Origin of the sequence: Enterovibrio calviensis DSM 14347 (assembly GCF_000621165.1) — a bacterium.
Taxonomy (GTDB): Bacteria; Pseudomonadota; Gammaproteobacteria; order Enterobacterales; family Vibrionaceae; genus Enterovibrio; species Enterovibrio calviensis.
Genome location: NZ_JHZA01000012.1, coordinates 41,114 through 53,333 on the forward strand (window position 1 = coordinate 41,114; position 12,220 = coordinate 53,333).

The window sequence follows — 12,220 nt, forward strand, 5'->3', positions numbered from 1 at the left end:
ACAGAATACCCTTACATTAAGACGGCTGTTAATTCAGCCGTCTGTCATTATAATGGCGTAACTGATACGTTCGGTGCCACGTTCTCTCAACCCATATCTAGCCAAGCAGGTGTACTTTGCAGCAAAACCGCCTCATTATCAGACAACTTGGGTTGCAGCCATACGAACCTATCTTGCATGCTATGCATACGTTCACTGACGAACGCGACGCTGATACATGCGACGAAATTTGGTTGGTTGAGCATGAGCCTGTGTTTACACAAGGCCAAGCGGGCAAAGCAGAACATTTATTGGCAACGGGTGATATTCCCGTTGTACAAAGCGACCGTGGTGGGCAAGTGACGTACCATGGTCCCGGTCAGCAAGTGGCATACATACTGATTGACCTAAAACGAAACAAAATGGGTGTGCGCGAGCTAGTCACTCATATCGAGAACATCGTTATCGATACGCTGGCTCACTTTGACATTGAATCAAACGCACGTCCTGATGCGCCAGGCGTCTACGTGAAAGAGAACAAAATTTGCTCGCTGGGTCTTCGTATCCGCCGAGGATGTTCTTTCCACGGTCTCGCGCTTAACGTAAACATGGATCTCTCACCATTCCTGCGTATCAACCCTTGCGGTTATGCTGGCATGGCGATGACGCAAACTGTCGATCTTGGTGGCCCAGCCTCTTTGGCTGAGCTAAACCCAGTGTTAGTAGATAAACTGACTTCGCACCTCGGTTACGATCAGGTCGAGTCCCTAACAGAAAGCAATCAATTATGAGCAAACCGATCCAGATGGAACGCGGCGTGAAATACCGCGATGCAGACAAAATGGCGCTCATCCCGGTCAAGAACATGCCGACCGAGAAAAAAGAGATGCTGCGCAAGCCTGAGTGGATGAAAATCAAACTTCCGGCTGACAGTAAGCGTATTAAAGAGATTAAGTCTGCGCTGCGTAAAAATAATCTGCACTCGGTGTGTGAAGAAGCCTCTTGCCCTAACTTGGCAGAGTGTTTCAACCACGGCACCGCGACATTCATGATTCTGGGTGCGATTTGTACCCGTCGTTGCCCGTTCTGCGATGTGGCACATGGTCGTCCTAACGCAGCAGATGACAACGAGCCAGCGAAACTGGCGAAAACCATCAGTGACATGAAGCTGAAGTACGTGGTGGTGACCTCTGTTGACCGCGACGATTTGCGTGACGGTGGTGCAAAACATTTTGCTGACTGTACCCGCGAAATTCGTGCCCTGAACCCAGAAATCCGTATCGAAACCTTGGTTCCTGATTTCCGTGGCCGTATGGACACTGCGTTGGAATTGCTAAAAGACAATCCACCTGACGTATTCAACCACAACCTTGAAACGGCGCCGCGTCTGTACCGCAAAGCGCGTCCCGGTGCGAATTACAAATGGTCGCTAGAGCTTTTGAAGAAATTTGGTGAAATGCACCCGAACGTGCCGACCAAATCTGGCGTCATGATGGGTCTTGGCGAAACCAAAGAGGAAATCGTTCAAGTCCTGAAAGATTTGCGCGAGCACGGCGTGACTATGCTGACCTTGGGTCAATACCTAGCGCCAAGCCGTCACCACTTGCCAGTTGAGCGTTACGTGCCACCTGAAGAGTTCGACGAGCTACGTGACATCGCGTTGGAGCTCGGCTTCACTCACGCAGCATGTGGTCCGTTTGTTCGTTCTTCTTACCACGCAGACCTGCAAGCGCAGGGCGTGGAAATCAAATAAGACGCACACAACCAATAGACATCCAAAACGCCGAGCACTGCTCGGCGTTTTTGTTTCTGCCACTACCGATTTTTTATACGGATTTCGGATTTCCAAAATGGAAACACCGCCTTCTCATCATATCAATAGTGGAAAAACTCACTCACACCGTAAAATAAACCCAAATTAAAGTAGGGTCTTTTCCATGAACAATAACCTATCTGAACTGCAGCAACGTTTTTACGACATCATCAACAACCCAAGCCTTTCACCAAAGCAAAAGAACCAGTTTCTTGCGCTAGCAGCGGAAGCAAGCCTGCCTTACCTGTCGATCACAGACAGCATCGAGCAAGCGATGAAAGACGGTGTGATTTGTGACATGTTCGAAGGCCATGCGCCTTTCAAGCCACGTTACGTGCTACCAGATTACGCGAAGTTCTTGTCGCAAGGTTCTGAGTACCTAGAACTTGCGCCAGCGGAAAACCTTGATGATGCGCTGAACATGCTGAACATCATCTACCACCACGTACCATCAGTGACCAACATCCCTGTATATGTTGGCCAACTTGATGACGTATTGATGCCGTATGTGGGCACGCTGACGGAAGAAGAGATCTACGAAAAGATCAAACTCTTCTGGATCATGCTTGACCGCACCCTGCCTGATGCCTTCATGCATGCGAACATCGGCCCTGCTGACAACATCATCTGCCGCACTATCCTGCGCGTTGATGCTGAACTGAAACAAATCGCGCCAAACCTTACGTTCATGTATGACCCTGCGGTCACGCCAGACGATTTGCTTCGCCACGCCACCAGCAACATCTGTGAATGCAGCAAGCCACACATTGCTAACTACCCAATGCACGCTGGTGCTTACGGTGACAAGCGCTTCGGTATTGTGAGCTGCTACAACTCGCTGCCACTGGCTGGCGGTTCAAACACCCTCGTGCGTATGAACCTAAAAGAAGCCGCAAGCAAAGCGACAAACAGCGACGATTTCATCAACCATGTTCTGCCGACCTACAGCAAACTGATGGTTGAACTGATGGACGTTCGCAGCACTTACCTGCATGAATCGTCAAACTTCTTCACCAACTTCCTTGCAACTGAAGGTCTGATCGAAGAAAGCCGCTTTGCGCCAATGTTCGGCATCTACGGCATGGCGGAAGCCGTGAATACGTTGTTTGGAAAAGATGGCAAGCAAGGCAAGTACGGTCACGACATCAGCGCGAACGAATTGGGCCATGTAATCTCTGCAAAACTGGCGGCGTTGGTTGATGAAAACCCAGTGAAGTATGGCTACAACGGTAAAGCGCTATTGCACGCACAAGGCGGTATCAGCCTAGATTTGGACGCAACGCCGGGCGTGCGTATTCCTTACGGCACTGAACCAGACCCAGTGACTTACGTGCATGCAACTGCGGGCCACCACAAGCACTACACCTCGGGCATCAGCGACATTTTGACCATTGATGAGACGGTAAAATCAAACCCAGAAGCGATGTTCAACCTTTGTAAAGGCGCAATCAATTCAGGCTATCGTGAATTCACAGCAAACGTGGCGTCTAACGATTTGGTTCGTGTCACGGGTTATATGATCAAGCTGTCTGATATCGCGAAGTTTGACGACGAAGGTTCTCGCAAGAACACCACGTGGTTAGGTGCAGAAGCATCGAAAAACACAGGTATTCTGAACCGTGCACCTCGCGTCGTGAGCTTTGAATCAACGCCGGTTTACAAATAACAGTTTCAACATAGAAAACGTCCGTTTATAACGAACAAAGCGAGACCAAGAGAATGTCAGTCAAACCAACGCAAAACCAAGCACTGGTCAGTCGTATTCTGACATTCTCTTGTGTTGATGGGCCGGGTAACCGTTTGGTGGTGTTTTTGCAGGGTTGCAATTTCGATTGCATCACGTGCCATAACCCTCACACGATCAACCACTGCACACATTGCGGTGATTGTGTGGAAAGCTGCCCAAGTGATGCCTTGTCCATTGATACTAAAGAGAGCGGTCAACAACGCGTTGTTTGGCATGCTGATAAGTGTACGCACTGCGATCTTTGCATTGACGTCTGCCCTGACAAATCAAACCCAAAAATCGTCAGCTACAGCGTCGATGAAATGCTCACACTCATTCGCCAGCACCATTTTTTCCTCAATGGCATTACGATTTCAGGTGGTGAAGCAACACTGCAACTGCCGTTTATTATCTCGCTGTTCAAAGCGGTGAAATCCGACCCTGAACTTGCACACCTTACCTGCTATATCGACAGTAACGGTTCGCTATCACGCGCGGGCTGGGAGCGTGTTTCCCCCTACCTTGATGGTGCCATGATCGATCTAAAAGCCTGGCAATCAGAAACCCATTTGTGGCTCGTCGGTCGAGATAAACATCGCGTCATCGACACCATTGATTACTTGGCGGCGCAGAACAAATTGCACGAAGTGCGTTTGCTGCACATTCCGGGGAAAAGTGATTTAGACACCGAAGTCGATGCCGTGGGCGATTACCTCAACACCCTGCCTGAAGACGTAAAGATTCGCCTCAACGCGTTTCAACATCACGGTGTGATAGGTGAGGCGCTGACGTGGGAGAAATGCAGTGAAAGCGAGATGACCCGCTTCCACGATTTGCTGTTTTCGAAAATCAATCGCCCGATGCAATTGCCGACCATTTATACCTAGGCACAACGCCTAATCATCCAAGCTGAGCTAACCCTCGAGGCTAGGTATTTTCCGTGCCGCTAACCAGTTGGTCATGAAGCCAACGACATGCCGGATTGTTCAAACTCACGGTATTCCACACCAAGCTGTAAGCCACTTGCCCGTAATCGAACGGTAACGCTTTAGCCACCAGCCCTTTTCCTTGCAACGCGGTTTCAGCCCAACGCTTCGAACACGTAAACAGATACGGCGAATGCTGACACATCAAGGCCGCTGAGCCAAAATCCGCCACCATGGTCGCAATGTTTCTCGCACCATGACGCTGCGTGAGTGTCTGCTCAAAGTAAGGTTCTGCCAAGTCTTTGTCGATCACGCGAATATGACGATAGCTTAGGTACTTTTCAATCGTCAGATCCTCGTTCGCGAGCGGGTGATGATGATTCATCAAACAGACCATTTCGTCGCTCAAAATCGCCTTCCAAACCAAGTTCTTGCTGTGTGTCGGTGGCTGGCTGATATCGTGAGGCAGCAGCAGAAAGTCTATCTTCCCGCTCAGTAACGCCTCAAAACTGAACTGTTCTTTGGTAGAAATCACCAACTGAGCATGGTCGCTCAATTGCTGAGAAATGTGCCCTATCTGAGGGGCGAAAAGCTCAAAGGTGCTTTCACGCATCGACAAGGAAAGTGTGCCTGTGAAAGTCTCCGGCGCAAACTCGCCTTGTTGGAAAATACCATTGATGTTCGACAGCACATTGTGAATTGCTGGCCCGATGCTCAACGCATATTGCGTGGGTGCAAGTTGATTGCCCGTGCGGAAGAACAGCTCATCGTTCAATTGCGTTTTAAGCTGCGCCAACGCCTTGCTCACGCTCGATGGCGTGACACACAAAATATTGGCTGTCGCCGTAACGCTGTGCGTCATCAAAAGCACGTGCATCACGGTTAAGTGCTTAACGCTAATGCGGGAAAGTGTCGCGTAATCCATCGAAGGCCATCATCATTCAAACATTCACGGCATAGCGTAGCCTTAAACCTTCTCTGGAGGTAGAGATATACCTAAGTAACTTGGGTATATAAAAGCGCCAGACACAAAAAAGGCGCTGAATCAGCGCCTTTTCATCGAAAATCTGCTTCCCAAACTATGGGCGAGACAGATAATCTGCTTTACCTACCCATTTGTAGGTTGTCAGCTCCTCTAAGCCCATAGGGCCGCGAGCATGAAGCTTCTGGGTAGACACAGCAACTTCTGCGCCTAAACCGAACTGAGCGCCGTCTGTGAAGCGTGTAGAGGCATTCACGTACACGGCTGCAGAGCCTGCACCATTGATGAAGGCTTCAGTCGCCATCAAATCATTAGTTAAGATCGCATCCGAGTGGCTCGCATTGTGTTCACGCATGTGCTGAAGCGCGCCGTAAACATCTGAAACCAATGCCACGCCTAGTGTGTAGCTCAGCCATTCCGTATCGAAATCACCTTCGCCCGCTTCGTGCAGATCCGCCACACCGTTCAGCAATGGCAGCGCCGCTTTCTCAGCAACAATCTTCAACTGGTTGTCGTTAAGCAGTGGCGTTAGCTTTTCAAACAATGCCGCAGCAATGTCTTCATTTACCAGCAGGGTATCCAACGCGTTACACGCTGATGGACGCTGCGCTTTCGCGTTGATGATCAAATCTAAAGCGCGATCGAGATCCGCCGTTTTATCAACATACATATGGCTGATGCCAAAGCCGCCAATGATCACAGGGATGGTGCTGTTTTCTTTACACATTTTGTGCAAGCCCGCACCACCGCGAGGAATGATCATGTCCACGTAATCGTCGAGGCGAAGCAATTCACCCACCAATTCGCGATCCGGCTTTTCAATGTACTGAACAGACGAAGCAGGCAGGTTGGCTTTTTCAAGCGCGGTTTGAATCACCTTCACCAATTCCACATTTGAGTGGAAGGTTTCACGGCCACCGCGAAGAATGCTCGCATTACCGGTTTTCAGGCACAAAGACGCGATATCAATCGTCACGTTAGGTCGTGCTTCGTAAATCACACCGATAACGCCAATGGGCTCGCGACGACGGCTCAACGTCATGCCGTTTTCCAGCACTTTACAATCCATTTCGCTGCCGACGGGGTCAGACAGAGAAATAACATTGCGCACGTCAGCGGCAATGCCCGCTAAACGAGATTCGTTGAGTAATAGACGATCAAGCATGGCATCGGGCAATCCTGCCTCTCTGCCTGCATCAATGTCTTTTGCGTTCGCAGCTAAAATTGCCGCTGCGTTCGCCTCGAGTTCATCAGCGATCACTGCCAGCGCGTAGTTCTTTTGCGCTGTTGGTGCCGTTGCCAATGCATATGCAGCATCTTTCGCCGCACGTCCCATGCTCTGTAAACTGGTGGTTTGCAGACTCATTTTCGCCTCTATTGCTTCGTCCTTTTCGACTGCGGAACACCCCGCAATCGGATTAATCGGTTACGACCAGATCATCGCAATGAATCGCGACAGGTCCATGTGCATAACCCAGAATATCTTGAATGTCTTGGCTGTGTCGACCCGCGATCGCACTCAAGTCTTTACTTGAATAACGACAGATACCGCGAGCAAGCTGCTTGCCATGCTGATCGCACACACGTGCAACCGCGCCGCGATCAAACGCGCCTTTCACTGACACGATGCCTTTTGATAGCAAGCTACTGTGTCGCTCTACAACGGCAGAAGCAGCGCCTGCATCAATAATGATGTCGCCTGCTGGCGGAGGGCCAGCCAGAATCCAGCGTTTACGGCTTTCTAGTGGTGACTCAAGCGGCAGGAATCGCGTGCCCGCAGGTTGACCATTCACCACGTTTTGAATCACTTCAGGGCGACTGCCCGCAGCAATGGTCACTTCAATACCCGCGCGACGTGCAACGTCAGCGGCTTGCAACTTGGTTGCCATGCCGCCGGTACCCAACCCACTCACACTGCCACCAGCAAGCTGATGCAGGGTTTCATCGATGGTGTGCACTTCACGAATCAGTTCAGCATCCGGGTTTGAACGCGGATCCGCGGTAAATAAGCCCGGCTGATCGGTCAAAAGCAGTAATTTGTCTGCTTCGGCTAGGATTGCCACCAACGCAGAAAGGTTATCGTTATCACCCACTTTGATTTCAGCGGTCGCCACAGCATCGTTTTCGTTCACAACGGGAACAATGTTGTTGTCGAGCAGGGCTTGCAGCATATCGCGGGCATTCAAGTAACGCTCGCGGTCATCAAGATCAGCACGGGTTAACAGCATCTGCCCGATGTTGATGCCATAAATGCCAAACAGGCTTTCCCACTCTTGGATCAAACGGCTTTGACCGACTGCCGCCAACATTTGTTTGTTGGCAATCGTATTGGGTAGATTGGGGTGATTGAGGTGCTGTCTTCCCGCGGCGATAGCGCCTGAGGTAACGACAATGACTTGATGACCCTGCTGCATAAGCTTGGCGCATTGGCGCACCAACTCAACAAGGTGAGCGCGATCGATTTTGGTTGAGCCGCCAGTGAGTACACTGGTTCCCAATTTTACAACGACAGTCTGGCGATCTTGTTTATCGCCAGATTCAGAAATCAAAGATGAAACGTTTTCTTGGCCTGACATGACATTGACAACATAAAAGCGAATATGCCCTTCTTTTATCAATCCCAGACCAAGATAACAAGTAATTATACCCAAGCAACTTGAAAATACTGGAATTCAGTTGGTTGGGTATAAGTCAGCAGTCGTGCGGCAAGTGGTAAATCGAAAGCGTTATGCAGCTGTACCTAACTTAGGTTTTTTTAGTGATGGCAATGCAGTGATTTCTAATGCTAGATCGCCTTCAATAAATCCTGCTATCTTTTGATAGAAAGTATCAAGAGACGCTTTCACTTCTTTTACACACTTATTCGGTACATTCTCTTCTAGCCATTCACCTTCGGTATTGAACTTTCCGAACGTATAAGCGTATTCAAAACCACCTTTTTTGGGTGTTAGCTTCATCCACCAGCCCCAAAATTCGCGACTTTCAGGCGGTTTCTTTGCATTTACACACGCAGAAAGGCAATCAAAGAAGTACCCGTCTTCTGAGCATTTTTTTTGTCTCAAGTAAGGACCGAGTTGAGCAAACTTCGTCAACAACCTCCCGTGAGATATATTTTTCGTTTCTTCAGTCATAGCAAGCTCCCTTAAGACGAACGTCGATCTCATTATTATCAGTAGAATATTTGCGTAAACGCAGCGATAGCGACTTGGCCATTCCTTACACTGCGTCATGCTTGTTCACGCATGGGAAAACGCGTTAACAGCAAACACCCATTTATATAACATGCATCTGGTTAAAATTCGTCCTTACAGGGAGCGCTTTCTTTAATATGTCTTCATCCCAAGACAGTTTAAAAGATCTCGATCACAGTGTTTTGGTAAACCATTCGACTGCTTCAAGCATAATTCTGTGATATCCGTCATGAATAGGTTTGTTCGGCAGCGTTTTCGCTTTGCCTCCATAGCTGTATAGCGCAGCTAGTTGATTATCAGAATCTGGGCACACTGGATCGCCTTCTAGACCAATGGCTAGGATAGGTACCTTCGTCTTCCTTCCATTAAGTAGCCCTTGATGTCTTAGTGACAGCGCTTGCAGCTGGGTCAAAAGCGTCGATGATGCTTGATTCTTACCCATGCGAGACGCGATCGTATCTAAGTGCATAGGCGGGATATTATTGCGGCGATTCACATCGGTCAGCATGGCATGAAGAATGCCACCCACTGACACGCAGGACTTCACACGATTTTGCTCAACGAAAGCCATTCTTACCGCAGCATTCGCACCAAAGCGGACACCAAAACAACCGACGCGATGATGATCAACCCAAGGAACGGATTCGAGTTCATGGAGCATGGCTTGGTGCAGACGGCTACTGTCTTCTGTGAGATTCCAGTGACTGCTTCTGCCGACTGAAGGCATGTCCAGCGTCAGCATGGCAATGTTGGCGGGTGCGAAATAAGTTTCAAACAGGTGCCACAGATCCGTTTGCAACCCGTCCATTCCTCCGCTAACAATCACCGTCGGCAACGGTTCATTGGTATGTGGGAGATACAGAAACCCTTCCAGCGATCTGCCATCGACTTTTGCGACTACGCTTTTGACTTTCATTGGCGATGTTTCCATCGCGGCGTGAAACGCCTTGTTGGCCAATATTTCGGTTTGCTGGGAAAGAGGATCCCCTTTCAAATGCGGATAACCAGCAATACTGAAGCAGGCAGAAGCGCGTCGCCAATTGTCAGTCGCACCGGACTTATCGGCCTGCTCGTCTTTCTCTAGCGCCAGCTTTTGATATTTCATGCCGCTTTGGGTCCACTCGTAGGACCAATTCCCCTGACGATAGCCAACTACCGTATCAAGCAGTTTTTCGTTGCTTCTATCATTGTCAGAGGCAGCAATTCTCGCCAAGGTTTCATCCATGACGATGGGATCAACGCCTTGCCAAATCCATTGAGGGCGGCGTAACACACGGTACCAACTGTTATCACTTTGGCCATCTAACACATTTTCAATGTCTTTAGGTGGCTGATTAGCTGTGCCGACAATGGTCGATGTTTCTTTGGCGTGTTTGGTGGGTTTGAAGAGTTTGACTGATAAGTTCTCTGACTCTGTCTCTCTCACGGCATCTCTCCGGCGCATTTATTTCAACGAGTTCTAGTGTAAACGAAGCAAATAAGAAAACCATGCTCTCTCAAAGCTATGCAACATCTGTTCACTCATTCACTGATGTAAGGCATAAAAAAAGCCCCTTTCGGGGCTTTCAATCGATAATATTTTTCTTAGCGCTTCGCCACAGGCTCAACGAACGTCACTGCCATATCCCAAGGCTGTTCAATCCAGCAGTCTTGAGCAATATCAACAACGTAATCATCAACAAGATGTTTTCCAGCTGGTTTTGCACACACGGTGACAAATTTTGCTTTCGGGTACATTTCACGGATCATTTCCGCAGTACCGCCAGTATCAACCAAATCGTCAACAACAATGAAACCTTCACCGTCGCCATCAGCTTTCTTCAATACTTTCATATCACGCTGATGGTCATGGTCGTAGCTTGAGATACAAACAGTATCAACATGACGAATACCCAACTCACGAGCCAAAATAGCAGCAGGTACTAGACCACCGCGGCTCACCGCAATAATGCCAGCCCACTGTTCAGCAGGTAATAATTTTTCAGCCAATTGGCGGGTATACATTTGCATGTTGTCCCACGTGATAACAAACTTGTTGCTCATTTTAAAAAACCTCAGTGGCGACGGTCGCCATTTAACTCACAGATTCAATTGCGGCGTATTGTGTCTTACATAACAAATTTCAGCAAGAACAGCGCAGCTAGAACCCAAATACTAATAGGTACGTCACGTCCCTTACCACTAAATGCTTTGATTGCGCAGTAAGAGATAAAGCCCAAACCAATGCCATGGGCAATGGAATAGGTCAATGGCATCAGCAAGCAGACCACAACAACTGGTGCCGCTTCAGTTAGGTCACGCCAATTTACGCTGACCAGACCTGACATCATCAAAATCGCAACGTAGAACAGCGCGCCTGCAGTTGCATAAGCCGGAACCATGCCAGCCAGCGGTGCGAAGAACAATGCCAGCAAGAACATGCCACCAACAACAACCGCGGTCAGACCGGTACGGCCTCCAGCGGCAACGCCTGACACACTTTCAATGTATGACGTGGTGTTTGATGTACCCAGAACCGCACCCACAGTGGTTGCAGTACTGTCCGCCAATAGCGCACGGTTCAAACGAGGCAGTTTGCCATCTTTGTCCATCAATTCCGCTTTTTGCGCCACACCCACCAAGGTGCCTGCAGTATCAAACAGATCGACAAACAAGAAAGCGAAAACAACAGAAATCATAGCAACATCAAATGCGCCAGATAAATCCATCTGCATAAAGGTCGGAGCAAGGCTTGGCGGCGCTGACATAAGGCCAGCGTATTCCACATTGCCTGTGACGACCGCAATCGCAGTAACAATAAGGATGGCGATCATCACCGCGCCTTTGATACCGCGGTTAACCAAACCAATGGTCAGGAAGAAACCCAGTGCAGCCATAGCAGGGGCAAAAGAAGACAAATCACCCATTGATACCAGTGTTGCTGGATGCGCAACCACTATGCCGGAGTTTTGCAGCGCAATCAGCGCCAAAAACATACCAATACCTGCAGAGATACCCGTTCGAAGAGAAAGTGGGATGGAGTGAATGATCAACTCTCGAACTTTAAATAGGCTCAGAGCGATAAAGCACAGGCCCGACAGGAATACCGCACCCAACGCAACTTGCCATGAGTAACCCATCTGGAAAACGACGGTATAAGTAAAGAAAGCATTAAGGCCCATACCTGGCGCTTGTGCGACCGGGTAATTGGCGACCAATCCCATTACAAAACAACCGATGGCCGCAGCCAAACAGGTGGCAACAAACACAGCACCGCGATCCATGCCTGTTTCAGACAAAATCGCAGGGTTAACAAAGATGATGTAAGCCATTGTCAGAAAGGTGGTAACCCCTGCAATAACTTCGGTGCGTATATCAGTACCTTGCTCTTTTAATTTAAAAAGACGCTCAAGCATGGCTTTCGTTCCTTGGAAAGTATGTGTCTGAAAATATTACGCAAACGTTTGGCTAAACGTTTGCGTCTGAATTTGACGCGAATATTACTCGCCACTTCACAAAATTTCCAGTGTGAATTACATCACTTACTGGTCGATCGGTGGCAGATTAAACGACTTCTCGTCTTCCTGACGACATTGCCTGTTTAAGACTCAAATTCTAGAGTGA

Annotated in this window: 11 protein-coding genes; 4 read left to right on the plus strand and 7 right to left on the minus strand. The window is 49.0% G+C overall.

Going from position 1 to position 12,220, the window contains the following annotated elements:
• The first annotated feature begins 116 nt into the window (after positions 1 to 116).
• From lipB to Q365_RS0112490, 4 genes are all read left to right on the plus strand, one after another.
• A complete protein-coding gene (lipB, locus tag Q365_RS0112475) occupies positions 117 to 770 on the plus strand; it encodes a lipoyl(octanoyl) transferase LipB (protein ID WP_028023651.1) in 654 nt (217 codons plus the stop codon).
• Complete coding sequence (gene lipA / locus Q365_RS0112480; RefSeq protein ID WP_028023652.1) at positions 767 to 1,732, plus strand: lipoyl synthase; 966 nt, start codon at positions 767 to 769, stop codon at positions 1,730 to 1,732. The genes lipB and lipA overlap by 4 nt, the downstream gene beginning before the upstream one ends.
• A 184-nt stretch (positions 1,733 to 1,916) precedes the next feature.
• A complete protein-coding gene (locus Q365_RS0112485) occupies positions 1,917 to 3,458 on the plus strand; it encodes a YjjI family glycine radical enzyme (protein ID WP_028023653.1) in 1,542 nt (513 codons plus the stop codon).
• 53 nt (positions 3,459 to 3,511) lie between these two features.
• The gene (locus Q365_RS0112490) at positions 3,512 to 4,405 is read left to right on the plus strand and encodes a YjjW family glycine radical enzyme activase (RefSeq protein WP_028023654.1); all 894 of its coding nucleotides are present in this window, start codon (positions 3,512 to 3,514) and stop codon (positions 4,403 to 4,405) included.
• Between the two features lie 40 nt (positions 4,406 to 4,445).
• Here Q365_RS0112490 and Q365_RS0112495 read toward each other — a convergent pair whose 3' ends face one another.
• The 7 genes from Q365_RS0112495 to Q365_RS0112525 all read right to left on the minus strand — a co-directional run bounded on the left by Q365_RS0112495 (position 4,446) and on the right by Q365_RS0112525 (position 12,012).
• On the minus strand, positions 4,446 to 5,369 hold the full coding sequence (locus tag Q365_RS0112495; RefSeq protein ID WP_028023655.1) for a LysR family transcriptional regulator: 924 nt from the start codon (positions 5,367 to 5,369) through the stop codon (positions 4,446 to 4,448).
• 154 nt (positions 5,370 to 5,523) lie between these two features.
• The gene (locus tag Q365_RS0112500) at positions 5,524 to 6,792 is read right to left on the minus strand and encodes a glutamate-5-semialdehyde dehydrogenase (protein WP_051563789.1); all 1,269 of its coding nucleotides are present in this window, start codon (positions 6,790 to 6,792) and stop codon (positions 5,524 to 5,526) included.
• Positions 6,793 to 6,844: 52 nt separating this feature from the next.
• Positions 6,845 to 8,002 carry a glutamate 5-kinase gene (gene proB, locus Q365_RS0112505; RefSeq protein ID WP_035024952.1) on the minus strand — a complete coding sequence of 386 codons (1,158 nt, stop codon included), beginning with the start codon at positions 8,000 to 8,002 and terminating at the stop codon, positions 6,845 to 6,847.
• A 150-nt stretch (positions 8,003 to 8,152) separates the two neighbouring features.
• The gene (gene crl, locus Q365_RS0112510; protein ID WP_028023658.1) at positions 8,153 to 8,557 is read right to left on the minus strand and encodes a sigma factor-binding protein Crl; all 405 of its coding nucleotides are present in this window, start codon (positions 8,555 to 8,557) and stop codon (positions 8,153 to 8,155) included.
• Positions 8,558 to 8,789: 232 nt separating this feature from the next.
• On the minus strand, positions 8,790 to 10,043 hold the full coding sequence (gene frsA, locus Q365_RS0112515; RefSeq protein WP_028023659.1) for an esterase FrsA: 1,254 nt from the start codon (positions 10,041 to 10,043) through the stop codon (positions 8,790 to 8,792).
• Positions 10,044 to 10,201: 158 nt separating this feature from the next.
• Positions 10,202 to 10,660 (minus strand): xanthine phosphoribosyltransferase, encoded by a 459-nt coding sequence (gene gpt / locus Q365_RS0112520; RefSeq protein ID WP_028023660.1) that lies wholly within the window; start codon positions 10,658 to 10,660, stop codon positions 10,202 to 10,204.
• Positions 10,661 to 10,725: 65 nt separating this feature from the next.
• The gene (locus tag Q365_RS0112525; protein WP_028023661.1) at positions 10,726 to 12,012 is read right to left on the minus strand and encodes an NCS2 family permease; all 1,287 of its coding nucleotides are present in this window, start codon (positions 12,010 to 12,012) and stop codon (positions 10,726 to 10,728) included.
• Positions 12,013 to 12,220: the final 208 nt, after the last annotated feature.